The sequence below is a fragment of the Halorubrum depositum genome (assembly GCF_007671725.1).
GTDB classification, from domain to species: domain Archaea; phylum Halobacteriota; class Halobacteria; order Halobacteriales; family Haloferacaceae; genus Halorubrum; species Halorubrum depositum.
Map to the genome: position 1 here is coordinate 796,676 of NZ_VCNM01000001.1, position 23,288 is coordinate 819,963.

General features: G+C 70.7%; 22 protein-coding genes and 1 tRNA gene. 16 read left to right on the plus strand and 7 right to left on the minus strand.

Going from position 1 to position 23,288, the window contains the following annotated elements:
- The first annotated feature begins 25 nt into the window (after nucleotides 1-25).
- Nucleotides 26-1,417 carry an NAD(P)/FAD-dependent oxidoreductase gene (locus FGM06_RS04225; RefSeq protein WP_144797860.1) on the plus strand — a complete coding sequence of 464 codons (1,392 nt, stop codon included), beginning with the start codon at nucleotides 26-28 and terminating at the stop codon, nucleotides 1,415-1,417.
- A gap of 25 nt (nucleotides 1,418-1,442) precedes the next feature.
- Here the strand turns inward: FGM06_RS04225 and FGM06_RS04230 are convergent, their stop codons facing one another.
- Nucleotides 1,443-2,597: a M24 family metallopeptidase gene (locus tag FGM06_RS04230; protein ID WP_144797862.1), complete on the minus strand. Its 1,155-nt coding sequence runs from the start codon at nucleotides 2,595-2,597 to the stop codon at nucleotides 1,443-1,445.
- Between the two features lie 206 nt (nucleotides 2,598-2,803).
- On the opposite strand from FGM06_RS04230, the gene FGM06_RS04235 reads away from it, so the two are divergent.
- The 6 genes from FGM06_RS04235 to FGM06_RS04260 all read left to right on the plus strand — a co-directional run bounded on the left by FGM06_RS04235 (nucleotide 2,804) and on the right by FGM06_RS04260 (nucleotide 7,212).
- Nucleotides 2,804-2,878 (plus strand) — tRNA-Val (locus FGM06_RS04235).
- Nucleotides 2,879-2,973: 95 nt separating this feature from the next.
- On the plus strand, nucleotides 2,974-3,600 hold the full coding sequence (locus FGM06_RS04240; protein ID WP_144797864.1) for a LysE family translocator: 627 nt from the start codon (nucleotides 2,974-2,976) through the stop codon (nucleotides 3,598-3,600).
- 169 nt (nucleotides 3,601-3,769) lie between these two features.
- On the plus strand, nucleotides 3,770-4,537 hold the full coding sequence (locus tag FGM06_RS04245; protein WP_144797866.1) for an IclR family transcriptional regulator: 768 nt from the start codon (nucleotides 3,770-3,772) through the stop codon (nucleotides 4,535-4,537).
- 277 nt (nucleotides 4,538-4,814) lie between these two features.
- Nucleotides 4,815-5,546 carry a haloacid dehalogenase type II gene (locus FGM06_RS04250; RefSeq protein WP_144797868.1) on the plus strand — a complete coding sequence of 244 codons (732 nt, stop codon included), beginning with the start codon at nucleotides 4,815-4,817 and terminating at the stop codon, nucleotides 5,544-5,546.
- A 76-nt stretch (nucleotides 5,547-5,622) separates the two neighbouring features.
- The gene (locus FGM06_RS04255; RefSeq protein WP_144797870.1) at nucleotides 5,623-6,702 is read left to right on the plus strand and encodes an aminopeptidase; all 1,080 of its coding nucleotides are present in this window, start codon (nucleotides 5,623-5,625) and stop codon (nucleotides 6,700-6,702) included.
- A gap of 225 nt (nucleotides 6,703-6,927) precedes the next feature.
- Nucleotides 6,928-7,212, plus strand: a complete 285-nt coding sequence (locus tag FGM06_RS04260; RefSeq protein ID WP_144797872.1) for an amphi-Trp domain-containing protein — start codon at nucleotides 6,928-6,930, stop codon at nucleotides 7,210-7,212.
- 39 nt (nucleotides 7,213-7,251) lie between these two features.
- On the opposite strand, the gene FGM06_RS04265 is transcribed toward FGM06_RS04260, so the two are convergent.
- Nucleotides 7,252-7,809, minus strand: coding sequence for a response regulator (locus FGM06_RS04265; RefSeq protein WP_144797874.1), 558 nt, complete (start codon nucleotides 7,807-7,809; stop codon nucleotides 7,252-7,254).
- 194 nt (nucleotides 7,810-8,003) lie between these two features.
- On the opposite strand from FGM06_RS04265, the gene pan2 reads away from it, so the two are divergent.
- The 4 genes from pan2 (at nucleotide 8,004) to FGM06_RS04285 (ending at nucleotide 11,655) form a co-directional block, all read left to right on the plus strand.
- Nucleotides 8,004-9,227: a proteasome-activating nucleotidase Pan2 gene (gene pan2 / locus FGM06_RS04270; protein ID WP_144797876.1), complete on the plus strand. Its 1,224-nt coding sequence runs from the start codon at nucleotides 8,004-8,006 to the stop codon at nucleotides 9,225-9,227.
- A gap of 96 nt (nucleotides 9,228-9,323) precedes the next feature.
- Nucleotides 9,324-9,884, plus strand: coding sequence for a pyruvoyl-dependent arginine decarboxylase (locus FGM06_RS04275; protein ID WP_144797878.1), 561 nt, complete (start codon nucleotides 9,324-9,326; stop codon nucleotides 9,882-9,884).
- A 70-nt stretch (nucleotides 9,885-9,954) separates the two neighbouring features.
- A complete protein-coding gene (locus FGM06_RS04280; protein WP_144797880.1) occupies nucleotides 9,955-11,112 on the plus strand; it encodes a cobalamin-independent methionine synthase II family protein in 1,158 nt (385 codons plus the stop codon).
- 165 nt (nucleotides 11,113-11,277) lie between these two features.
- Nucleotides 11,278-11,655, plus strand: a complete 378-nt coding sequence (locus tag FGM06_RS04285) for a DUF5811 family protein (RefSeq protein WP_008007407.1) — start codon at nucleotides 11,278-11,280, stop codon at nucleotides 11,653-11,655.
- 7 nt (nucleotides 11,656-11,662) lie between these two features.
- On the opposite strand, the gene FGM06_RS04290 is transcribed toward FGM06_RS04285, so the two are convergent.
- From FGM06_RS04290 to FGM06_RS04300, 3 genes are all read right to left on the minus strand, one after another.
- On the minus strand, nucleotides 11,663-12,526 hold the full coding sequence (locus tag FGM06_RS04290; protein ID WP_144797882.1) for a M14 family metallopeptidase: 864 nt from the start codon (nucleotides 12,524-12,526) through the stop codon (nucleotides 11,663-11,665).
- Nucleotides 12,527-12,600: 74 nt separating this feature from the next.
- A complete protein-coding gene (locus tag FGM06_RS04295; RefSeq protein WP_186310963.1) occupies nucleotides 12,601-14,187 on the minus strand; it encodes a lipopolysaccharide biosynthesis protein in 1,587 nt (528 codons plus the stop codon).
- Between the two features lie 66 nt (nucleotides 14,188-14,253).
- Complete coding sequence (locus FGM06_RS04300) at nucleotides 14,254-15,273, minus strand: aldo/keto reductase (RefSeq protein WP_144797886.1); 1,020 nt, start codon at nucleotides 15,271-15,273, stop codon at nucleotides 14,254-14,256.
- Between the two features lie 568 nt (nucleotides 15,274-15,841).
- Between FGM06_RS04300 and FGM06_RS04305 the strand changes: the two genes are divergently transcribed.
- Nucleotides 15,842-16,390, plus strand: a complete 549-nt coding sequence (locus FGM06_RS04305) for a hypothetical protein (RefSeq protein ID WP_144797888.1) — start codon at nucleotides 15,842-15,844, stop codon at nucleotides 16,388-16,390.
- A gap of 112 nt (nucleotides 16,391-16,502) precedes the next feature.
- On the opposite strand, the gene FGM06_RS04310 is transcribed toward FGM06_RS04305, so the two are convergent.
- On the minus strand, nucleotides 16,503-17,594 hold the full coding sequence (locus FGM06_RS04310) for a pyridoxal-phosphate-dependent aminotransferase family protein (RefSeq protein WP_144797890.1): 1,092 nt from the start codon (nucleotides 17,592-17,594) through the stop codon (nucleotides 16,503-16,505).
- A gap of 186 nt (nucleotides 17,595-17,780) precedes the next feature.
- On the opposite strand from FGM06_RS04310, the gene FGM06_RS04315 reads away from it, so the two are divergent.
- The 4 genes from FGM06_RS04315 (at nucleotide 17,781) to FGM06_RS04330 (ending at nucleotide 21,865) form a co-directional block, all read left to right on the plus strand.
- Complete coding sequence (locus tag FGM06_RS04315; RefSeq protein WP_144797892.1) at nucleotides 17,781-19,379, plus strand: COG1361 S-layer family protein; 1,599 nt, start codon at nucleotides 17,781-17,783, stop codon at nucleotides 19,377-19,379.
- Nucleotides 19,369-20,352 carry an ABC transporter ATP-binding protein gene (locus tag FGM06_RS04320; RefSeq protein ID WP_144797894.1) on the plus strand — a complete coding sequence of 328 codons (984 nt, stop codon included), beginning with the start codon at nucleotides 19,369-19,371 and terminating at the stop codon, nucleotides 20,350-20,352. Before FGM06_RS04315 ends, FGM06_RS04320 begins: the two co-directional genes overlap by 11 nt.
- A complete protein-coding gene (locus tag FGM06_RS04325; RefSeq protein ID WP_144797896.1) occupies nucleotides 20,345-21,130 on the plus strand; it encodes an ABC transporter permease in 786 nt (261 codons plus the stop codon). Before FGM06_RS04320 ends, FGM06_RS04325 begins: the two co-directional genes overlap by 8 nt.
- Nucleotides 21,131-21,247: 117 nt before the next feature.
- Complete coding sequence (locus tag FGM06_RS04330) at nucleotides 21,248-21,865, plus strand: metal-dependent hydrolase (RefSeq protein WP_144797898.1); 618 nt, start codon at nucleotides 21,248-21,250, stop codon at nucleotides 21,863-21,865.
- Nucleotides 21,866-21,878: 13 nt separating this feature from the next.
- Here FGM06_RS04330 and FGM06_RS04335 read toward each other — a convergent pair whose 3' ends face one another.
- Nucleotides 21,879-23,183: an AGE family epimerase/isomerase gene (locus FGM06_RS04335; protein WP_144797900.1), complete on the minus strand. Its 1,305-nt coding sequence runs from the start codon at nucleotides 23,181-23,183 to the stop codon at nucleotides 21,879-21,881.
- Nucleotides 23,184-23,288 lie beyond the last annotated feature (105 nt).

Sequence of the window (23,288 nt, forward strand, 5' to 3'; positions counted from 1 at the left end):
TAGCCGGAGGGTTACCTCACGGGGTATGGAACGCGTAGACGTCGCTATCGTGGGAGGCGGTCCGGCCGGCGCGTCCGCGGCGCACGCGGCCGCGACCGGCGGCGCCGACGTCCTCGTCTTAGAGAAGGGGGTGCCGCGGGCCGACCGCGACCGGCTCGGCCCCGACTCGACGGACGCCGCGGGGATCTTGGACTACTGGGTCGACATCATGGGGATCCACCCCGACGAGTTCGACGACGGCGTCGTCCAGCGGGAGCTGACCCGCGCGGAGTTCCGCGGGCCGAGCGAGGCGGCGACGCTCACCTCCACCGGTATCGACTCGTCGTACGACAAGTTCGGCTACACCTTCCACCGCGCCCGCTTCGACGACTGGCTCCGCGACCGCGCCGAGGACGCCGGAGCGGAGTACCGGGTCGGCGAGTCGGTGCGCGGCGTCGACACCGACCTCTCGGTGGATCCGAGCGACGACGACGACCCCCGCCACGTCGTCGAACTCGCCTCGGGCGAGTCGGTCGGCGCCGACTTCATCGTGCTCGCCGACGGTCCTCAGCGCACCGTCACCAACCGCGTGCTCGACGAGTACCTCCCGGCGGACGCGGCCGCCTCAGAGCGGCTCGCCTCCCGGACGGCGAACCACATCGCCTACCAGGAGTACCGGCGCGTCCCCGAGGCGGTGTACGAGGAGGTGAACGACGCGCTCGTCTTCTGGTGGGGCGTGATGCCCGGCGAGACGGCGTACCCGTGGATCTTCCCGAACGCCGACCGCGTCTGTCGGATCGGGCTGACGATGCCGATCGGCCTCGACGTCGACGAGTTCGACCGGGACGCCTACGCCCTGTTGGAGCCCGACGACGAGTCGATCCCGCAGGGCGGCGAGTACGTCCGGCGTCTCTTGGAGTGGCAGTACGGCGACGAGTACGACGTCGAGGAGGACTTCCCGCTCGTCGAGGACGCGGGCAAGCGGAACGGGACGGAGACGTACCCCATCTCCTCGACGCGTCCCATCGACTCGCCGACGGACGCGGGGGTCGCGGTCGTCGGCGGCGCGATGGGGACGACCTCCGCCTTCCACGAGGGCGGCGACCACGTCGCGGTCCGGACCGGCGCCATCGCCGGCGAGCTGGCCGCCGCGGGCGACATGGCCCCCTACAACCGGCGCTGGAAGGAGGCGATCGGCGACGAGATCGTCCGCAACGTGACGATGGCCGATATGGTCGCCGACTACGAGCCGGACGACTGGAACCGGATCATCGGGGCCGCCGACGCCATGTTAGCGGCCGAGGCGGGCGACGGCCTGCTCGCGCAGCCGTACCGCTCGGGCTGGGAGTCGGTGAAGCTCCTGCTCGGCTACCGGTGGAACAAGCGGCGCGTCAGGAAGGACTACGTCGGCATCGACGAGAGCGAGTACGTCTACTGAGGACCGCGCGTCGAAGGAGGGCGCCTCAGCGAATGACGGGGGCCGACAGCTCCCGCGGTTCCGTCGAGATTCCGTCGACGTCGACCGGTTCGACCTCGTGAGTCGGCCACTGACCCGTCTTCGTCAGCCGCTCGGTGAAGTCGGGCGCGACGAGGTGGGTGTCCTCGCTTTTCGCTCCCTGCACGGTCGGATTCCACGCGTAGCCCATCGGCCGTCGGACCGGCTCGTCGCTCCCGGGCGCGGCGAACCACTCGCGGCCGGCGAACCCCGCGGCGCCGCCCTGGTGGTGTTCCCGCCACTCGTCGGCGAAGCCGACGGCGTCGTACGCCTCGCGGATCGCGTCGAAGACGTCGCCGGCGGTGTCGGGGGCGTCGTCTGCGGCGTCCGCGGCGTCCGCGCCGTCGCCGCCGTCCGTGAGGTCGCCCGCGGCCGCGGCCTCCGTCGCCGCGAGCGCGGTCGCCTCGACTCGGGCCGCGGCGCGGTGGCGCTCCTCCAGCCAGTCGGGGGCGTCGAAGGCGACCGTTCGGGTCAGGGAGGCGTAGAGCCCGGCCCGCTCGGCGGTGACGGAGACGAGCGCGTAGTCGCCGAGCGCCGCGTCGCTCGGGGTGTAGTGTCGGTACGCCTGCGCGCGCTCCGCGCCGCCGACGAGCACGACGGGGGTGTCGACGTCGCGGGAGGCGAGCGAGATGTCGATCCCGGCGGCGACCTCGTACTCCGGGTCCTCGGGCTCGAGGTTGCGGCAGACGGTCTCGACGGCCGCGGCGGCCTCGCGACCCAGCTCCCGGTATCGCTCGACGTCGTCGTCGGTGAGCGGCTGGTGCAGCCGGCTCCCCTCCACCCGCTCGAATCCCGGCACGTCGAAGTCAGCGGCGGCGGGGGCGGGCGAGCGCTCGGCGACGGCCGCGGCCAGCGAGTCGGCGTGCCACGGGAACGACTCGACGGCGACCGCGTCGGGGACCTCCTCGTCGGCGAGTCGCTCCGCCTCGATGTTGTCCGTGATCACGCGGAGCGCGCCGTCGTAGCCGGCGGCCGCGATTCCGACGTCGGCGTCGGCGTCGACGACGTTGTCGCCGCCGGTGAGCCACGCGAACCCGTTCGGCTTGGCGAACCAGACCGCTTCGAGCCCGCGCTCGTCGAGGTACGCGTCGAGCCTGTCGGTGCGGGCGGCGAGGTCGACCATACCGACCGACTCTCGCCGATCCAGTAAAAGCGGTCGAAAGCCGGTCGCGGATGGCGTCGGTGCGGCCCGGAGATCGCGTCACCGCGGCTCCGACCGCCGCACGCGAGCGGCGCCGGATCGGGGGACCGCGCCACGCCGTCGCCGTTCGAAACGAAAGGTTCAATTACGTCCCCCGGATACGACGAAACGCGTCAGTAAGCCCCCTCGGGTTGGTAGTCTAGTCCGGTTATGACACCTCCTTGACATGGAGGAGGCCGGCGGTTCAAATCCGCCCCAACCCATTTTCGTCGACATCGCAACCGCGAGCGTAGCGGAGGGTCCGTCGCCCACGGCCAGGCCGGTCGATTTTTCTCCGCGGGACCCGCTCTCCGAGGTAATGACCATCGTCGCCGTCGACCCTCCCACGTACGCCCTGTTCGTGCTGGCGGCGGCGACGCTCGTCGTGACACCGGGGCCTGACACGCTGTACGTGCTCTCCCGCGGGATAGAGGACCGGACGGCCGGCCTGCACGCCGCGCTCGGCGTCACGACGGGGATCCTGTTCCACACCGCGCTCGTCGCGGTCGGCGTCGCGGCGCTCTATCGGACCGTTCCAGGCGCCGAGCGAGCCGTTCAGGTCCTCGGCGGGCTCTTCCTCCTCTACCTCGGCGTCGACACGCTGCGGTCGGCCGAGAGCGACCGGTCGTCGCCGACGGGCGGCGGCGTGCGGGAGGGGTTCCTCATCAACGCGCTCAACCCGCAGGTCGCGCTGTTCTTCCTCGCGTTCCTCCCCGGGTTCGCGGCGGGCGGCGCCGGCGGCGCCGGCGGGGGCGCCGACGGCGGCACGTCGATCGCGGTCCTCGGCGCCACCTACGCCGTTCTCACCGCACTCTACCTCGGTGTCGTGGCCGTCGCCGCCGACGGGGCCGCGGACGTGCTCCGGTCCGAGCGGACCGGCCGCTGGCTGGACCGGATCGCGGGCGGGATCCTGCTCCTGATCGGCGCGTGGGCGCTGACCGGGTAACCGCCGACGCCGATCGGACGGGTCAAGCGCGGTTACAGACCGCGCTCGAAGACGAAGTTCAGTTAAATAAGGAATCAGTACCCGATCTCTCGACGGCCTTCGGATCGCGGGTTTTCGATCGGATCGGCTCGATTCGGCAACTTATCCGTCTCCGCGGTGTGGGGCAGGTATGAGCTCCGGGGACGGCAAGCGTATCAGATCGGTCGAGCGGTCCGTCCGCATACTCGAACGCATCGTGAACGAGGACGAAGGAGGAGTGAACGAACTCGCTCGGGCGCTCGACTACTCGCCGAGCACGGTTCACGCGCACCTCGCCACCCTTCACGACCTCGGCTACCTCGTCACGGTCGACGGGGAGTACGCCGTTTCGAACCGCTTCCTCCAGTTCGCGAGACACGCCCAGAGCCGGATCGAAGGGTTAGACGTGATCAGGGCCAACGTCAGGCGGCTAGCCGATGAAACCGGCGAGAGCGCGCAGTTCATGATCGAAGAGCACGGGCGCGGGATATACGTCGAGCGGGCGGAGGGCGAACGCGGCGCGCCGAACGACACGTCGCTCGGGAAGCCCCGGTACCTCCACATGTGCGCGTCCGGCAAGGCGATCCTCGCGCACCTGCCGCGGGAACGAGTGACCGAGATCGTCGACCGCTGGGGGCTTCCGGTACAGACGGCGCGGACGATCACGGACGAGGAAACCCTCTTCGCGGAACTGGACGCGATCAGGGACGAGGGCGTCGCGACGAACGATGGCGAGACCGTCGACGGGTTGACCGCGGTCGGCGCACCGATCCGCTCGGCCGACGGGCGAGTGATCGGTTCCATCAGCGTCTCCGGACCGGCACACCGGATCTCGTCGAACGGCGAGATCCGGGAGCGGTATCGCGACGAACTGATCGGCGCGGTCGAGGACGTCGCGCTCAACCTCAAATACCTCTGATCCGCGGCCTCTGTTCGACGGCGGCGGACGCGACGTGACTGACGCGCACCGAGGCGCACCGACGCGTTCACCGATGGGGAACGCCCCCCGCGAGCGCGCTTCCCGGCACCGACGCCGCGCGAGCGGTGGCTCCGAGGGCAAATCGACGACCGCGCGCATTCGGCGTCGGCGAACGAAACGACGGCAAACCGATTACCGTCCGGCATTGTAGAATATTACAGAATAATTCCGCATACAGTAATTTAATTACCCTACGCATCGGCGTATTAGTTGATAAATGTCCAAAATTGCAACGGAGACGCTCCGCGAGGAGACCGAAGTGCTCGCGTTCGACCTCTGGGACACGCTGCTCGACCGCGAGTCGACGCTGGTCCCCGCGCTGAGCGCGCTGCTCGACGACCACGGGAGCGACTACGACCCCGAGATCCTGCTCCGGCGGTACCTGGCGATGCACTTCCGGGACTCGATGATCGACTCGCTGATTCCGGGGCCTCACACGCCGTTCAAGGAGATCAGCCGTCGCGCGCTCGCGTACCGGCTCGAACAGATCGGCCTCGACGTCCCCGACGAGGCGGTCCGCGACGTCATCCGCCAGTGGAAGACCCTCCAGCCGTACCCGGACGTCGACGCGGCGCTGGACCGACTGAGCGAGGACTACAAGCTGGTCGGCCTCTCGAACGGCGACCCCGACATGCTCGACGCGGTCCGTCCCAACTTCGAGACCGAACTGGACGGCGTCGTGTCGGTCGCCGAGGCGGGTGCGTACAAGCCCCACCGGGCGTCGTACGACCTGACCTGCGAGGCGCTCGACGTCGCCCCCCACGAGGTCGTCTTCGTGACCGCGCACACGTTCGACCTCGTCGGCGCGAAGGCGGTGGGCATGCGCGGCGCGTTCCTCAACAGGCACGAGAACCCGTACGGGGGGTGGATCCACGAGCCGGACCTCACCGTTCCCGACACCGAGGCGCTGGCCGACGCGCTCGCTCCCCGCGGAAGCGCGGGAGAGTAGCGCCGCGGGCGAGTAGCGCTCCCGCGCCGACGACCGCTTCCAAAACCCGTAATTCCCCGCGGCGAGAGGGTGTCGTATGGACGCACGCATCCGCGAGCACGCCGAGATCATCGCCGACCACTCGACCGGCATCGAGTCCGGGGACGACGTCGTCATCCAGCTCCCCGCCGAGGCCGAGGACCTCGCGGTGGCTCTCCACGAGATCTGCGGGGACCGCGGCGCCAACCCCGTCTACCTCAACTACTCGAAGCGCGCCCAGCGAGCGTTCAAGCGCAACTCGGGCGAGTTCACGGAACCGGACCACCGGCTCGCGCTGTATCGGGAGGCCGACGTCTTCGTCATCGCGCGCGGCGGCTCGAACGCCACCGAGGACGCCGACGTCGACCCCGAGGCGAACGCCGCCTACAACCGCGCGATGGAGGACGTCAAGCGCACGCGCCTCTCGAAGACGTGGTGTCTCACGCAGTACCCGACCGCGAGCCACGCCCAGCTCGCCGGGATGAGCACCGAGGCGTACGAGGACTTCGTCTGGGACGCCGTCTCCCTCGACTGGGACGAACAGCGCGCGTTCCAGGAGGAGATGGTCGCGATCCTCGACGACGCCGAGGAGGTCCGGATCCGCTCGGGCGAGGAGACTGACCTCACGCTGGACGTCTCCGGCAGCGAGACGCTCAACGACTACGGCGAGGCGAACCTCCCCGGCGGCGAGGTGTTCACGGCGCCCGTCCGCGACGGCGTCGACGGCGAGGTCCACTTCGACCTCCCGCTGTACCGCTACGGCCGCGAGATCGACGGGGTCCGCCTCCGGTTCGAGGACGGGGAGGTCGTCTCGCACTCGGCCGAGCGCAACGAGGACCTGTTGACGGGGATCCTCGACACCGACGAGGGCTCCCGACGACTCGGCGAGCTGGGCATCGGGATGAACCGCCAGATCGACCGGTTCACCTACAACATGCTGTTCGACGAGAAGATGGGCGACACGGTCCACATGGCGGTCGGATCCGCGTACCCGGAGACCGTCGGCGAGGAGAACGAGGTCAACGAGTCGGCCGAGCACGTCGACATGATCGTCGACATGAGCGAGGACTCCGTCATCGAGGTCGATGGCGAGGTCGTCCAGCGCGACGGGACGTTCGTGTTCGAGGACGGGTTCTGAGGGCGCTCAGAGATCGGCCGCAAGACGAGTCGACGACCGTCCTCGGAGAAGCGGTTTTTTTGGTGCAGATTTTTGCCGGCCGAGCGGAGCGAGGCCGGGAAAAAGGTGCGACTGGGACGTTCGTGTTCGAGGACGGGTTCTGAGAGGACCGACGGTCAACCGGGACTTGCAGGGAGCCCCGCTTCGGCGTGCGGGTTTATACCTCGGTGTGACGTACGTTCGGCCATGCCTGAAGAAGTCCTCTTCGAGTCGGAGAGCCGCCGGAGCCGCGAGGAGATCGCCGCGTACCTCCGGACCGTGGTCGAGTCGCTGGAGTCCGGCAGCGGGATCACGTTCACGCGCGGCGAGGAGTCGGTGACGATGGACCCACCGGCCCGGCCGACGTTCGAGGTGAAGGTGGAGCGCGAGGGGCCGGCCGACGGCCCCGGCGAGCTGAGCGTCGAGTTCGAGCTGGAGTGGGACGAGGACGGCGAGACCGGCGGCTCCGGCGGGGAGTTGGAGATCGAGTAGCGGGTTGGCGATCGAGTAAACGGCCGAGGCGGCCCCGGTCTACGGGACGTTGCCCGGGACCTCGACGAACGCGTCGCGCGCGGAGAGGTGATCGAGCGTGTCGTCGACGCGGTCGCGGACCGACTCCATCCGCTCGACGAGCTCCTCGTACTCGTCGGTGCCCGTCGTGCCGGCGGCCTCCAGCGCGGCCTTCTTCGAGGCCAGCGCGAAGAACTCCTGGCTGTGCTCGTCGTACTCCGCGCGGTGGAGCAGCACCTCCACGAGCGTCAGCAGGTCCTCCTTCGTCACCGGCTTCGTCTTGTAGTCGTCGAACGGCATGTCGACGATGTCGACGTCGGGCTCGACCGCGGTCAGCATCGCGACCCGGGCGTCGTAGCCCGCCTCGCGCATGGCCGAGAGCACCTCGTGGCCGGACATGTCGGGCATCCGCCGGTCGAGGAGGACGACGTCGACCGAGTCGTCCATCTCCGCCATCGCCGCCTCGCCGCCGGTCGCGATCCGGACGTCGTACGCCGAGTCGAGGTACACCCGGTACAGCTCGGCGAGGTCGGGCTCGTCGTCGACCGCGAGGACCGTCGCCGTCGTCTCGTCGCTCATGCAGTGAGCTACGCGCGCAGCATGTTAAAGCGTTGACCCGTGGTTATCGCCGCTGATACTTCAGCGAGCGAGCGTCCCCATTCGGGCGTCGTCGACCCGCCCCGAGCGTGAGGGGGTTTGATCCCCGCGGTCGGACGGGGAACCACCGTGACCCAAAGGCACATTTACGCGCGCTCCGTATCGGCATCCAACGAATGTCTCATAGCCCCTCACTGCCCGACCGCCCCCGTCTCGAGCTCGATCCGGAGATGAGCGAGACGGAGCGGCTCGAAGCGATCCGCCAGCACTACCGGCGGATCCTGCAGGTGAACGAAGAGCTTGAGCAGCGGCTGGACGACGCGCAGGGCCGCCGCGGCGAGCTGAAGGCCGACGTCGACGAGCTGAAACGCGAGAACGAGGTGCTGAAGACCTCTTCGCTGTACATCGCGTCGGTCGAGGAGATCACCGACGACGGCGTCGTCATCAAACAGCACGGCAACAACCAGGAGGTGCTGACGCAGGCGGCCACCCGACTCGACGAGGACCTCCGCCCCGGCGACCGCGTCGCGATCAACGACTCGTTCGCGGTCCAGCAGGTGCTCGACGACGAGACCGACTCCCGCGCGCAGGCGATGGAGGTCACCGAGTCGCCGGACGTCGAGTACGACGACATCGGCGGCATCGACGAGCAGATCCGGGAGGTCCGCGAGGCCGTCGAGGACCCCTTGGAGAACCCCGGGCAGTTCGAGGCCGTCGGCGTCGAGCCGCCCAGCGGCGTCCTGCTCCACGGCCCGCCGGGCACGGGGAAGACGATGCTCGCGAAGGCCGTCGCCAACGAGTCGGACGCGACGTTCATCAAGATGGCCGGCTCCGAGCTCGTCCGGAAGTTCATCGGCGAGGGATCGCGGCTCGTCCGCGACCTGTTCGAGCTGGCCGCCGAGCGCGAGCCCGCCGTCATCTTCATCGACGAGATCGACGCCGTCGCCTCGAAGCGGACGGACTCGAAGACCTCGGGCGACGCCGAGGTCCAGCGCACGATGATGCAGCTGCTCTCCGAGATGGACGGCTTCGACGATCGCGGCGAGGTGCGGATCATGGCCGCGACGAACCGCTTCGACATGCTCGACGAGGCCATTCTGCGCCCGGGCCGGTTCGACCGCCTCATCGAGGTGCCCGAGCCCGACGCCGAGGGCCGCGCCCGCATCCTCGAGATCCACACGCAGGACATGAACGTCGCCGAGGGGACGGACGTCTCCGAGGTCGCCGCGGACCTGGAGGGGTACAGCGGGGCCGACATCGCCTCGCTGGCGACCGAGGCCGGCATGTTCGCGATCCGCGACGGCCGGACCGAGGTGACGCAGGCCGACTTCGAGGCGGCCCGCGAGAAGCTCCAAGACGCGGAACAGACCGAAGAGCAGGTCATCAACTACCAGTACTGAGGCGGTCGCTTTCGGGCGAGAAGTCGTTTACACTCCGTTGTTGACGTCGCGACCGCTTCGTAACCTCTTACCTCCCGCGCTGTCGATTTCCCGCCGATGAACACCATCCACGTCGCCGGCGGCGTCGGCGTCGCCGACACGGCGATGGCCTCCTACGACGCCGCGCTCGCGGACGCGAACCTCCACAACTACAACCTCGTGGCGGTCTCCTCCGTGGTCCCCGCGGAGGCGACCGTCGAGGCGGTCGAGGCGGCGCCCGACCTCGGCCCCGCCGGCAACCGGCTCACCGTGGTCGAAGCTCGCCGGACGGTCGGCCCGGACGACGAGGTGGACTTCCGCGAGGGCGGCCGCGCCGGCGCGGAGGACGCCGAGTCGAAGCGCGCCCCCCGCCGCCGCCCGGACGTGGCCGCCGGGCTCGGCTGGGCGACCGGCCCCGGCCCCGGCCTCTTCTACGAGGTGACCGGCGAGGACCCCGAAGACGTCCGCGAGCGCATCGAGGCCGGGTTGGACGCCGGCGGTGAACTGCGCGACTGGGCGCTCCCGGACCGGGAGGTGCGCGTGGAGACGGCGGCCTCGGCGCCCGGGCGGTACACGACCGCGGTCGTCATCGCGGCGTACGGCGAGTCGGAGCCGATCCTGTCGCCGTCGGACGCGTAGGGAGCGACGCCGAACGGGATTGCGGGTTCCGCGGACTTTAGGCGGCGCGAACCGGGATCAACGGGTACACATGACGGCGAACGACGACCGGATCCGGACCACGCACATCGGCAGCCTCCCGCGACCGCCCGAGCTCCTCGACCTCCTCACGCGCCGCCAGGAGGGCGAACCCGTCGACGACGAGGAGTGGGACGAGACCGTCGCCGCGGCCACGCGCGACGTGGTCGAGCGACAGGCCGAGGCGGGGATCGACGTCGCCAACAACGGCGAGCAGTCGCGCGTCTCGTTCAACTGGTACGTCGCGGACCGCCTCAGCGGCATCGAAGGAACGCGCGAGCAGGAGCTGTGGGCCGACCTCCAGGCGTTCCCGAGCTACGCCGAGGAGACGTTCAAGACGGACGTCATCGACCTCTCGAAACACCCCGTCGTGACCGGTCCCGTCGAGTACACCGGTCGCGAAGAGGCGGAGGCGGAGCTGGCCGAGTTCCGCGACGCGCTCGACGCCGCCGACGCCGACTTCGAGGAGACGTTCGTCACGGCGGCGTCGCCGAGCGTCGTCACCGCGACCCACGTCGACGACCACTACGGCGACTACGAGGAGTACCTCTTCGCCGTCGCCGACGCGATGGCCGAGGAGTACGAGACCGTCGCCGACGCCGGCTTCACCCTCCAGATCGACGCGCCGGAGCTTCTCACCGTCGGCCACACGGCGGCGTACGCCGACGAGCCCCTCGAGGAAGTGAAGGGTGCCACGCGGCTCCACGTGCAGGCGATCAACGAGGCGCTCTCCGGGATCCCCGAGGAACGGGTCCGGCTCCACACCTGCTGGGGGAGCTACGAGGGGCCGCACCACCTCGACACGGACCTGTCGGACATGCTCCCGGAGATCTACGAGGCCGACATCTCCGGGCTCAGCGTCGAGCAGGCGAACCCCCGCCACCAGCACGAGTACCGCGCGTTCGCCGAGCACCCGGTCCCCGACGGTTGGACGCTGATCCCGGGCGTCGTCGACGTGAAGACGAACATCATCGACCACCCCGAGACGATCGCGGACCGGCTGGAGCGCGTCGCCGACGCGGTCCCCGACGGGACGCCGCTGGTCGCCGCGCCCGACTGCGGCTTCGGCACGCAGGCCGGGATCGGCATGGTCGACTCCGAGATCGCGTGGGCGAAGCTGGCGGCCCTCGACGAGGGCGCCGCGATCGCGACCGAGCGGATTCACGGCTGAGCGAGCGGCGCGGCGAGGGGCGCCCCGCGGACCGCCGCCCGCCCGCCGCTCGGATCGCCCCCGTCGACCGCCCGCCGCTCGGATCGCCCCCGTCGACCGCCCGCCGCTCGGATCGCCCCCGCCGACGCCTTTTTGACCCGGCTCCGCGTACCGAGTGTGTCTTCGATGAACGGCAACAACCCGTACGCCGGGGCACCGGGCGTGACGAACGCGGGCGAGCCCGCGGCCGTCGACCTCTCCCCCGACCAGGAACGGCGCCTCCGGCGCGCGGTCGCCGGGATCGTCTCGCGAACCGAATCGTATCTGCCGAACAGCTACGCCGTCGGCTCCGAGCTGTCGGTCGGCGCGAACGGACCGCAGGCGACCGTCGCGGTCAACCCGCCCGCCGGCCACCCCGTCTCGGCCGGCTTCACGCCGGACCCCGACGAGCTGGAGGCCGGGATCGCCGACGCCGACACCGACGAAGTCGCCCGCGGGCTGGCCGCCAGCGCCGCGATGCAGGTGATGGACGCCGTCGGCGACGTCACGCCGACCGCGAAGTGAGTACCGGCTACTCCGCCGTCTCTTCCGCCGAGTCGCCTCCCGCGTCCGGTTCGTCCGCGGCCGACGCCGGCGGCTCCATGGTCCCCGTCACGCGGCCGTAGATCCCGAATATCTCCTCGTACCCGTGTTCGCTCGCGAGGATCGGGACGACCCCCTCCTTCTCGACGCGGTGGGTGTACACGTCGTCCTCGGCGAACACCGCCCCCGGCGGGATCGCCTCGAAGTTCGCGAAGTGGACGCGCGGCTCTCCGCCGCCCTTCGGCACCTCCTCGTCGCCCGCGACGACCGTCGTCTCGGTAAACGTCGGCGGCTCGTCGTCGAGCGCGCCGTGCGCCCGGAGGAACGCCAGACACGCCTCGTAGCCGAACGCGACCGCCTCCTCGCTCCCCTGTCGCCCGACCTCTATCGAGACGGTGTGGGGGACGACGGAATCGAGCGTCGTCGACCGCAGGCCGCCGGAGTCGACGACGAACTCCACGGGCATCCCGGTCACGCTCCGGCGCACCGACTCGGTCGGGTCGCTGTAGATCGCGAACGGCGGCGGCGCGCTGTGGGAGGTGTGGAGCGCGAGCACCGCGTCCATCCCCTCCAGCTCGGCCGCGAGCCGCGGCGCGAGCGCCCGCTCGTACTCGTCGCTGTCGGGGTCGCCCGGGAAGACCCGGTTCAGGTCGGCGTCCGTGTACCGCGTCCCGGCCGCCAGCGCCGGCTCGTTGGCGACGATCAGTCGGACGCAGCCGCTCCCCGCGCCCGTCTCGTCGAGCTCGTCGGCGAGCCGTCTGACTATCCGCTCGCCGGCGGGCTCGTCGCCGTGGATCCCGCCGACGATCGCGACGCGGGCGGAGCCGGCCGACCCGCGCTCGAACGTTTCCATGGGACATCGTACGCGTCGGTCGGAATATAAAGGGTCGACCTTCGGACGCGCGACTTCGGCCGGTCGACGGCGGCTTACCGGCGGAACCGCCGCGCGATCGCTCCTCGGTACCGTCCCGCAAGCCGCCGGGCGACGAGACGATCCCGCGGGTCGACGCCGAGGTAACGGAGCGTCGCCGCGTACGCCGCGAGCCCGACCGCGGCGCCGAAGACGACCGCGGCTCGACCCGGGACGAGCGCGCGGATCCCCCGCATCGCGAGGAGGGCCACGCCCCCGGCCGCCAGCGGAGTGAGGAAGGTGCGGTCGAACGGCCACAACCCCTCGAACCGCCGGAGCAGCAGCACCTGGATCGCGTTCTGGGCGGCGATCGCGAGCGACGTGCCGAGCGCGGCGCCGACGAGCCCGAAGCGGACGACGAACGCGTACGTCAACCCGACGTTGAGGACCGCGAGGAGCCAGTCGAGCGCCATCCGGGCGTACTGGTGGTCGGTCATCATCAGGAGCCAGCCGGTCGCGCCGACGGCGCTGCCGACGAACACCCCGCCGAGGTAGACGACGAGGGGGAGGTAGCCCGCGACGTACGGGTCGCCGAACAGCCCGAGCAGCTCCCGGCCGTACACCGCGAGGACGGCGAGGATCGGGACGACCGCCGTGACGATCTGCCGGGTCACGGAGCCGTACACCGCGTTCAGCGTCGCCGTCCGGTCGTTCCCGTACAGCTCCGAGGCGACCGGCGGGAGGAGCTGGTTGAAGGACATGAGCGGAATCCACGCGATCGCGATCAGCACGAGCACGACGTTGTACACCCCGGCCGCCGTCGCGGTCAGGAGCGCGCCGACGAGCAGCACGTCGACCCGGTTCTGGAACACCTTGCCGAGGCTGCTCATCGCGACCGGCGCCGCGTGGTCGTAGAAGCGCCGCGCCTCCCGCCGGGCGCCGCGCAGCGACGGGACGACCCCGGTCACCCGCGCGGCGAGCGGGACGGCGACCGCGGCGAGCAGCGCGGTCGCGGCGACGATGCCGACGGCGACACCGCCGATCGAGTAGCCCGCGGCGAGCGCCGCGACCGCGGCGACGAGGCGAACTCCCGGTCGGAGCAGCTTGTTGAAGGCGATCTCGCCCCGGGCGGAGCCGACCGCCCTGAAGATCGCCGACGCGACCATCACGACGCCGAGAAGCCCGACGAGCAGCCCGAACGCCCGCATCGCGCCCGGGAAGGCCGCTTCTCCGACGGTGAGCTCGTTGATCCGCGGGGCGGCCACCCAGACCCCGGCGGCGATGGCGGCGCCGAAGCCCAGCGTCGTCGCGTACGCGAGCCCGGCGACGACGCCCCGCCGCGGCGGGTCGTCGGCGTACTCGGGGAGGTACCGCTGGAGCGCCGGCACGCTCCCGAAGGTGACGAGCCGCGACAGGAGCTGGGCGATCCGCCACGCCAGCGCGTAGACGCCGTACGCCGTCGGGCCGAGCCCCCGCGCGAGGACGAACTCGGTCGCCGCCGTCAGCGCCCGCTGCCCGGAGACGCCGCCGGAGGTGACCACCGCGCCGTGAGCGATCGTCACGAGCGCCTCGCGCTCGTCGTCGGGGATGGAATCGGTATCGCCGTCGCTCGCGGGCTCGCCCGGAGGGCTGTCGTCGGCGTCGGGGCCGGCTCCGTCGACCACGGATCGATCTATCTGACCTGATTCGGCTCGGGAGAAAAGCGACTCGTTCCGTCGCCGACCCGCCCGCTACCAGCGGTGGTGGACGTGTTCGCGGACGAGCTCGTCGTACACCTCGCGGACCGTCTCGTGGGCGGCCTCGTCGAGCGGGAGAATATCGCTGACGGCCGCGTTCGCGCGGATATGCGCGGGCGTCGTCGACCCCGGGATGACCGTCGAGACGGCGTCGTGATCGAGGATCCACCGGAGCGAGAGCTGCGCGAGCGAGAGGCCGTCGCCGCTCGCGTCGGTCGGGTCGGCGGCGACCGCGTCGACGCGGTCCGCGAGGGCGTCGGCCGCGTCGAGACCGGTCTCGTAGGGGATCCCCGCGAACGTCTCGCCCACGTCGAAGGCGTCGCCGTCGCGGTTGTAGTTGCGGTGGTCGTCCGCCGGGAACTCGGCGTCCCGCGAGAGCGCGCCGGTCAGCAGGCCGGAGGCGAGTGGCACTCGGCAGATCACGCCCACGTCGCGCTCGGCGGCCCGGTCGAGAAACAGTTCGGCCGGGCGCTGGCGGAACGGGTTGAAGATGATCTGGACCGACTCGACGCCGGGGTACTCGACCGCCTTGAGCCCCTCCTCGACGCGCTCGACGCTGACGCCGTAGTCCGCGATCCGCCCCTCGTCGGCGAGCGTCGCGAGCGCGTCGAACGTCTCCGGTCGGTAGTAGACGTCCGTCGGCGGGCAGTGGAGCTGGACCAGATCCAGCGTCTCCACGTCGAGGTTCTCGCGCGACCGGTCCACGAACCGCCGGAGGTTCGCCTCGGCGTAGCCGTCGGCGACGTGGGGGTCGAGCCGGCGGCCGGCCTTCGTCGCGACCGTCACGTCGCCGCGCGCGATGTCGTCTTCGAGCACGTCGCCGAGGATCTGCTCCGAGCGCCCGTCGCCGTACACGTCGGCGGTGTCGAAGAAGTCGATCCCGGCGTCGCGGGCGGCCTCGACGGCCTCCACGGCTTCGGCCTCGCTCACGTCGCCCCAGTCGCTCCCGATCTGCCACGAACCGTAGCCGACCTCGCTGACCGCGCCGACGTCGCCGAGTTCCCGGTGGTTCATGTTCACTCCCACCTGATCGGGGCGGCGGCAAGGGCGTTCCGGAGGCGGAACCGCGAGAAGCAACCGAACGACGGGCGGGAAATATTTATAAGCAGATTGCGGTGGCGCGTGCCGACGAGCGCCCGGAGGGCGCGAGTCGCACGCGCGAGGTCGCCGGCGCTTCGCGCCGGCTGCCAGAGGGACCGAAGGTCCCTCGCTGGACGCGGTGAGCGCTCGAAGAGCGCGAACCGCGAGGCTGGGGAGGGGTGAGGTGCGGTCGCTGTGCGGGGCGGGACTCAAAGGGGCAGGCGCGAGGCGGTCGCAGGGGAAGCAAGGACCGCAGCGAAGGAGCGCCAGCGACTGAGCGAGGACCACAGCGAGCGTGCGACCGCCTCGCGCCTGCCCCTTTGGAGGCGTTCACCGCCGCGTCGTCGTCGATACTCACAGACGACTCACCGGCCCTGTTGAAATCCGTTCGGCAGACGGTTTCCCGTCTGAAACGGTCGGTCTCTGAGGCCTGCAAACGGAGTCTCATACTACCGTTTGTGTTATCAACAAAATTATTCATAACTGGACACCAGTCGGAGACATGAAGCGGAGACGTGCCCTCGCCGTGGTCGGACTGTCTGCTCTTCCCCTTTCGGGATGTTTAGACAGCGTCGGTATGGACGGAACGGCCGGAGAGCCAGGGTCGGGTGACGAGCGTTCGATCGCGGTGTCTATCACGCGCGTGGCCGGCGACGGAGCGATCGACTTCGGTTGCGACGTTCACCACTCCGAAATCAGTGAGGGTTCTCCGGCAGTCGTCAAACTGACGGCGAGAAACGAAACGAAGAGTGATATCGAGTACGTGACCGGCGCTCCGGAACCGTTCGGAGCGCTCTACGACCCCGATTCGCCCAACGCGATCTTGTGGACTGACAGATACGTCGAGAGTCAGTACGTGGAGACGGAGGGGCGCCGGATAACCGGCGGGGAAGACATCGGGATCAGCGTCACGCTCTCTCCCGGAGGCTCTCGGTCTGAAACCTATGAGTTTGCCGCCCCTCCGGGAAGCTATTCGATACAGCGGACCGGGAATCCGCTCACGCTCGGAGACGAGACATACGAATTGATCATCGACGTTTCGGAGGCCTAATCGCTCCGTCGACCCTTTGTGGTGACCGGAGCAGAGTGTTGCACCCGCTACCGATTTCGGCGAAATCGGCTCACCAGAACCTCGGAAATCTCCCGACTACTCCGCTTCCGAGTTATAAAACGTCCCCCAGCGCGTCCATCGTCTCGTCCACGCGCTCGACCCGCGCGTTGTGGCCCATGTGGCCAATCCGTAGGATGTCGTCCGCCAGCTCTCCGAGCCCGGTCGCGACGAGCACGTCTCGTTCCTCGCGCAGCCGGCTCTGCAGTTCCTCGGCCCGTCCGGGGACCTCGAAGGCCGTCACCGTCGGCGAACTGCGCTCGGGCTCCGGATACGGCTCCAGTCCCAACTCCGCGCCGCGCTCGCGACACCGCGCCGCGGCCTCCGTATGCCGCTCCCGGACCGCGTCGAGCCCCTCCTCCAGCCACAGCCCGAGCGCCGCGTCGAGCGCGACGACCTCGGTCGTGAGGTGGGTGTACGGGAACCCCTCGGAGGTGTCGCGCCACGGCAGGAAGTTCGTGTACAGCGAGTGCGGCTCCCGCTCTTCCATCGCGGCCCACGCGCGGTCGCTGATCGCGGCCGTGGTGAGCCCCGGCGGCGCGCTGAAGCACTTCTGGGAGGCGCCCAGACAGACGTCGATCCGCTCGGTCGGCACCTGCACCCCGCCGAGCGAGGAGACCGCGTCGACGACGGTGAGGGTCTCGCCGTCGGTCCCCGCCAACAGGTCCAGCGCGGGCCCGAGGTCGTTGAGGGTTCCCGTGGGCGTCTCGCAGTGGACCATGGTCGCGACGTCGAATTCGGTGTCCCCGTCCGCGAGCTCCGACTCCAGCGCCGCGAGCGGGAGCGCCTCGTCGTAGTCGGCCGAGACCAGCGTCGCCTCGCCCCCGTACGACTCGACGAAGTCGGCGAACCCGTCGCCGTAGAGCCCGTTCGAGAGACACAACACCTCCGTCCCGGGCTCGACGAGCGAGGCGATCGCGGCCTCCAGACCTAAGATTCCCTCCCCGCCGGGGACGACGACGTCGCGGGCCGGGCCGCCGCCCTCGCCGCCCTCGCCCGACCCGACGCCGTACACCGTCGCCAGCCGGTCGGTGAGCCGGTCGTAGATCCGCCGAAACTCGGGGTCCACGTCGGGGTTGATCAGCTCGCGGCTCATCGCCTCGCGGACGGGGTCGGGGACCGCGGTCGGTCCCGGCGTCATGAGCATACCTCGACACTCGGTTCCAGCGGAATAAGCGCCTCGTACCGGCCGCCATCGGGACGGTCCGTCACCACGCGTAACCATATATGACCGGCGGGCGGAGTTGGACGTATGACACGTGGCCTCCGCTCGCGACCGGGCCGGGTTCGTTCGGCCGAGAGACGCACCGCAGCCGCCGGGTCGGTGAGCTGAGTGTCCCGACGAGCCCTCCCGGCCCTCGCCGTCGTCGCCGTCGTCGCGCTCCTCGTCGGGGCGTTCGGCGGACTCGCCGTCGCGCAGGAGGAGCCGCCGTTCGTCCGCGGCGAGCCCGAGCTGGACGTGTACGTCCCCGACTCGACGGTGACGCCGGGAACGGCGACGGATCTCACGGTGCAGATCGCGAACGACGGCGAGGTCGACGCCGGGTCGGACGCCCGGAGGGCCACCGTCACGACCGCGCGCGCCGTCGTGGTCGAGGTCCGGAACGACGGCTCGCCCCTCGTCGTCGAGACGGGCCGTTTCGCCGTCGGATCGATAGGCGAGGGAGAGGTCCGGGAGGTGCCGGTCTCGGTCAGGGTCCCGGCCGACGCGGAGCCGGGGCGGTACTCGCTCGACGTGCGGCTCCGGTACTCGCACACGTTCCTCTCGGCGCCGCGGAGCGGGGTCGTCCAGGACCGGACGCGGACGCGGACCGAGTCGATATCGGTGACCGTCGACGACGCGCCCCGGTTCGCGATGCGGACGGTCGGCACGGACGTCCAGGTCGGCGGCTCCGGAACGCTCGCGGTGAACGTGACCAACGTCGGCGGCGAGCCCGCGCGCGACCTCTCGGTCGATCTCGCCGCGAACGGCCCCGATCTCGCGCTCGGCGAGACGGACCGGAACGCCGCCCGGATCGATCGGCTCGCCCCCGGAGAGAACGCGACGGTCAGGTTCCCGGCGGGCGTCCGCGCGGACGCGGCCGCGGAGTCGCTCGGCCTCACCGGCACCGTGCGGTACACCGGCGTTGACGGCCTCCGCGACGCCCACGAGGGGATCCCGGTCGGGCTCCGACCGCGCGCCGAGCAGTCCTTCTCGGTCGAGGTCGACGACTCCACGCTCCGGGTCGGCGAGAACGGGACCGTCGACGGGACGATCCGAAACGACGGGCCGGCCGACGTTCGAGGCGTCGTCCTCGCGGTCGGCGACGGGGCGTTCGTCCCCCGCAGTCCGCGGTACGCCGTCGGCGACCTCGACGCCGGCGAGAGCGCCGCCTTCCGATTCCGCGGCGCGGTCCCGGCGGGCGCGGACTCGGTCCCCCAGCAGCTGGTCCTCTCGACGAGCTACCGGAGCGCCGCCGACACCGAACGGACGGTCCGGGAGGCGGTGCGCGTTCCCGTCGCCGAGCGACGGGACGCGGTGACGGTGTCCGCGGTCGACCCGCGGTTCGCGGCCGGTGAGGAGGGCGTGTTGCGGCTCGACGTGACGAACCGACGCGACGTGGAGCTCCGGGACGTCGAACTGCGCCTCGCCGTCGACGCGCCGCTGGAGAGCGAGTTTCGGACGACCGTGATCCCGTCGCTGGCGCCCGGGGAGACGGGACGGGTCGCGTTCGACCTCGCGGTCGACGGCGACGCGCCGACGAGCCGGTACCCGGCGGACGTCGAGATCGGCTACACCGACCCCGAGGGGAGTCGCGTCACCGGCGACACCGCGACGGTCACCGCCTCGGTCGTCGAGTCGTCCGGCGGCGAGGTCCCCATCGAGGTCGGCGTGCTGATTATCCTCCTGCTCCTCGTCGCCGCCGGCGCGTGGTGGTTCTATGTCCGGTGACGCGCCTCGCTCCGACGGGGCCGACCACCCCCTCGTCGTCGAGGGGCTCACGAAGGAGTTCGGAAGCGTGGTCGCGAACGACAACGTGTCGTTCGCCGTGAACGAGGGGGAGGTGTTCGGCTTCCTCGGGCCCAACGGTGCGGGGAAGTCGACGACGATACGACTGCTGCTGGGGCTGTTGAAGCCCACGTCGGGCACGGCGAGGGTGCTCGGCGCCGACGTCCGCGACGAGGCCGCGCTGACCGAGGCCAAACGCCGGATCGGCTACCTCCCGGCGCACCTCGGGTTCGACGAGGAGGCGACCGGCGAGGCGGTGCTCGACTACCACGGCGCGATGAAAGGCGAGCCCCGTCGCGAGGAGCTGTTGGAGCTTTTCACCCCGCCCACCGAGCGACCGATACGGGAGTACTCGACCGGGAACAAGCGGATGCTCGGACTGGTGCAGGCGTTCATGCACGACCCCGACCTCGTGATCATGGACGAGCCCACCGCCGGCCTCGACCCGCTCAAACAGGAGGCGTTCAACGAGTTCGTCCGGGGCGAGCGCGACCGCGGCACGACCGTGTTCTTCTCCTCGCACGTGCTGAGCGAGGTGCGACGCGTCTGCGACCGCGTCGGCATCCTCCGCGGCGGGTCCCTCGTCGAGCTCGAGGACGTCGAAGCCCTGCTCCACCGGAGCGGAAAGCACGTGCGCGTTCACGCGAGCGAGGCGGCGGTCGCGACGATAACCGACCTCGACGGCGTCCTCGACACCGATCGGTTCGCCGAAGGCGTCCAGTTCGTCTACGCCGGCGACGTCAACGCGCTCCTCCGCGAGCTCGCGGGCCACGACGTCCGCGACGTGGAGATCGGCGAACCGCCGATCGAGGACGTGTTCTCGCACTACTACGGGTCCGAGGAGGGGGCGGGCGGGAGCGAGGCCGACGAGAACGAGGCCGACGGGAGCGACGGCGCGGAGGCGACGAATGCTTGAGACGGCTCGGTACGAGGGGAGACGACGGCTCCGCGGCGCCGCGGTTCTCACGGCCGGCGTCGGGGCGTACTCCGGGTTCATCGTCTGGTATTTCACCGTGCTGGAAGGCGTCGACTACGAGGACGTCTTCGAGGACCTGCCGCCGGCGATGCTGGAGGCGTTCGGCATCGAGAGCCTGTCGACCGTCGAGGGGTTCCTCGGCGCGCAGGTGTTCAATTTCGTCTGGCTGCTCGGCCTGGGGCTGTACTTCGCGTACGTCGCCGGCGGCACCGTCGCGGGCGACGTCGAGACGGAACGGATGGACCTCCTCCTGTCGTTCCCCGTCACGCGCTCCCGGCTCCTCGTCGAAAAGTTCGCGGCCCTGCTCGTCCCCATGGTCGCCGTCAACGCCCTCGGCGGCCCGATCATCTACCTGTTCGTCGTCGCCGTCGGAGAGACGGTCCCCCTCGATCACCTGTTTCTCGCCCACCTGCTCTCGATCCCGTACCTCCTCGTCTGTGCGGGGGTCGGCCTCGCGTTCTCGGTCGCCGTCGACCGCGCGGCGATCGCCGAGCGGGCCGCCGTCGGCACCGTGTTCGTCCTCTACCTCGTCGAGTCCGTCGTCGGGGGCGCCGACGCGTACGACTGGATACAGTACCTGAGCCCGACGCAGTACTACGAGCCGACGCCGATCCTGATAGACGGGTCGTTCGAACCGATCGACTCGGTCATCCTCCTCGTCGCGTTCGTCGGCCTGCTCATCCTCTCGCAGGCGCTGTTCGAGCGTCGAGACATCTGAATCGAGGCCACTCAGGCGCGATACGCATCCGTCTGAGTGATTCGGCCGACAACGATGGTAACAGTTACCTACCCGCCCGACACGTTCAAATATTTCTGTCGCTTTCGTTCCGCCACGATGATGCTCCCGACCCACGTGCTCGCCGGGATGCTGCTCGCCGCGCCGCTCGTGCGCCTGGCGCCGGAGCTGGCGGCCGTGGGGTTCGCCGCGGGCTTCCTCGGTGGCCTGTTCCCCGACCTCGACATGTACGTCGGCCACCGGAAGACGCTCCACTACCCCGTCTACTACTCGGCGGCCGGCGCCGTCGCCCTCGTCGTCGCCCTGGCGGCCCCCTCGGCGGTCACCGTCGCCGCGACCCTGTTCCTCCTCGGGGCGGCGCTCCACAGCGTCTCGGACATGTACGGCGGCGGGCTGGAGCTGCGACCGTGGGAGGGGAACTCCGACCGCGCGGTGTACGACCACTACCGGGGACGCTGGATCGCGCCGCGCTCCGGCGTCAGGTACGACGGCGCGGCCGAGGACCTCGCCCTCTCCGTCGGGCTGTCGCTCCCGCTCATCTACCTGCTCGACGGCCACCTCAGGCTGGCTGTGCTCGGGACGCTGCTCGTCGCCGCCGTGTACACGGTCCTCCGCCGGCACCTCGCGGAGCTCGCCGCCCTCGTCATTCCACTGGTGCCGGCGGCGCTGACCCCGTACCTGCCGGACCGGTACGCCGACGAGGGTCCCTGCGAGTAGCGGCTCGGCGAGCTCAGTCCGCACCGCCCTCGGTCCCGGCCCCTTCCTCGACCTCCGCGAGCGCCGAGCGGCGGCTCTCGAAGTACGCGCCGGCCGGGTGGTAGTCGGGCTCGACGCCCGGCGGCTCCGGCGCGACGAGGTCGCCGTCGGCGTCGGCCGGGAGCCGCTTCTCGTACCAGACGCCGGCGGGTCCGCGGAACAGGTCGGTCCGGACCAGAAAGCGGCGGTGCCACCGCCGGAACCGCGCCGCGGCGTCCGCGTCGCCGCGCGCGGCCGCCCGCTCCGCGAGCGCCGCCGCCGCCCCGAGCCCCTCCGCGAGCGCCCAGCCGTAGCGGTCCTCGACGAGCGGGGTCCCGTCGGCCGCGTGGGTGTAGACGAACCCGTTCTCCGCCCAGCCGCGGTCGACGGCGGCGTCGAACAGCTCGGCGGCGCGCTCGTACCAGCTGACCTCGGAACCGGTGGAGGATCCCTCCGGCCCGTCCGCGTCGTACCGATCGAGGAGCGCGAGGAGCTTCGCCCACTCGACGTGATGGCCCGGCTGGTACCCCGGCGGGCGGAACTGATGGCGGGGCTCGTCGGCGTTGTACCCGAAGTCGTGCTCCCACTCGGCCGTGTAATGCTCCCAGAGGAGGCCGTCCGTCTCGGCCGCGAGGTCGACCGCGACCGCCTCGGCGACGTGGCGCGCCCGGTCGAGATAGCGGCCCTCGCCCGTCGCCTCGTGGGCGGCGAGGTACGCCTCGCAGGCGTGCATGTTCGCGTTCTGGCCGCGATACGGCTCCAGCTCGGTCCACTCCGCGTCGCAGTCGCTCCGGAGCAGCCCGGCGTCGTCGCGGAGCCGGTCCTCGATCAGCGCGTGGGTCGCCGCGAGGTCCTCGCGGGCGCCGTCGATCCCGGCGTCCGCGGCGCGGGCGTACGCCAGCAGGACGAACGCGTGACCGTACGCCGACCGGGTGCGGTCGACCGGCGTGCCGTCGGCCGCGACGACGAGCCGGTAGCCGCCGTCCTCGCTCCGATGCGCCTCGCGGAGGAACGTCAGTCCGTGTTCCGCGGCGGGGCGACACCAGTCCGGGCCGTCCGCGAGGGCGCCGAGCGCGAAGTTGGCGACCGAGCGGCAGGTCGCGACCAGGTGTCGGCGGTCGTCGGTGTAGTGGTCTCCCGTCTCCGGGTGGAGGAGGCGGTAGCCGCGGTCGGCGAGCGCGTCCGGGTACTGGACGCGCAGCGTCGCGAGCAGCCGCGCCCGGCTCGAACGAGCTCGGTAGCGGGCGGCCGGTGGCGTCGCGTCGGTCGACGTCGCGTCGGTCGGCGTCGCGTCGGTCATCGGTTTCAACGGGGACGCCTCGGCGACTAATGCCTGTCGGCGGGCGCGCTGGCCCCGAGCGGCAGGCCTCCCGTGCGAGCGCGACCGCCGAGGAGGCCCCCGGCG

Bases quoted from the DNA above. Each gene is read 5' to 3' on its own strand.
- FGM06_RS04230 (WP_144797862.1), bottom strand. From the start codon at position 2,597: ATGGTCGACCTCGCCGCCCGCACCGACAGGCTCGACGCGTACCTCGAC.
- FGM06_RS04225 (WP_144797860.1), top strand. From the start codon at position 26: ATGGAACGCGTAGACGTCGCTATCGTGGGAGGCGGTCCGGCCGGCGCG.
- FGM06_RS04275 (WP_144797878.1), top strand. From the start codon at position 9,324: ATGAACACCATCCACGTCGCCGGCGGCGTCGGCGTCGCCGACACGGCG.
- FGM06_RS04305 (WP_144797888.1), top strand. From the start codon at position 15,842: ATGAAGCGGAGACGTGCCCTCGCCGTGGTCGGACTGTCTGCTCTTCCC.
- FGM06_RS04285 (WP_008007407.1), top strand. From the start codon at position 11,278: ATGAACGGCAACAACCCGTACGCCGGGGCACCGGGCGTGACGAACGCG.
- pan2 (WP_144797876.1), top strand. From the start codon at position 8,004: ATGTCTCATAGCCCCTCACTGCCCGACCGCCCCCGTCTCGAGCTCGAT.
- FGM06_RS04290 (WP_144797882.1), bottom strand. From the start codon at position 12,526: ATGGAAACGTTCGAGCGCGGGTCGGCCGGCTCCGCCCGCGTCGCGATC.
- FGM06_RS04300 (WP_144797886.1), bottom strand. From the start codon at position 15,273: ATGAACCACCGGGAACTCGGCGACGTCGGCGCGGTCAGCGAGGTCGGC.
- FGM06_RS04250 (WP_144797868.1), top strand. From the start codon at position 4,815: ATGTCCAAAATTGCAACGGAGACGCTCCGCGAGGAGACCGAAGTGCTC.
- FGM06_RS04310 (WP_144797890.1), bottom strand. From the start codon at position 17,594: ATGCTCATGACGCCGGGACCGACCGCGGTCCCCGACCCCGTCCGCGAG.
- FGM06_RS04325 (WP_144797896.1), top strand. From the start codon at position 20,345: ATGCTTGAGACGGCTCGGTACGAGGGGAGACGACGGCTCCGCGGCGCC.
- FGM06_RS04255 (WP_144797870.1), top strand. From the start codon at position 5,623: ATGGACGCACGCATCCGCGAGCACGCCGAGATCATCGCCGACCACTCG.
- FGM06_RS04320 (WP_144797894.1), top strand. From the start codon at position 19,369: ATGTCCGGTGACGCGCCTCGCTCCGACGGGGCCGACCACCCCCTCGTC.
- FGM06_RS04280 (WP_144797880.1), top strand. From the start codon at position 9,955: ATGACGGCGAACGACGACCGGATCCGGACCACGCACATCGGCAGCCTC.
- FGM06_RS04265 (WP_144797874.1), bottom strand. From the start codon at position 7,809: ATGAGCGACGAGACGACGGCGACGGTCCTCGCGGTCGACGACGAGCCC.
- FGM06_RS04240 (WP_144797864.1), top strand. From the start codon at position 2,974: ATGACCATCGTCGCCGTCGACCCTCCCACGTACGCCCTGTTCGTGCTG.
- FGM06_RS04260 (WP_144797872.1), top strand. From the start codon at position 6,928: ATGCCTGAAGAAGTCCTCTTCGAGTCGGAGAGCCGCCGGAGCCGCGAG.
- FGM06_RS04245 (WP_144797866.1), top strand. From the start codon at position 3,770: ATGAGCTCCGGGGACGGCAAGCGTATCAGATCGGTCGAGCGGTCCGTC.
- FGM06_RS04330 (WP_144797898.1), top strand. From the start codon at position 21,248: ATGATGCTCCCGACCCACGTGCTCGCCGGGATGCTGCTCGCCGCGCCG.
- FGM06_RS04335 (WP_144797900.1), bottom strand. From the start codon at position 23,183: ATGACCGACGCGACGCCGACCGACGCGACGTCGACCGACGCGACGCCA.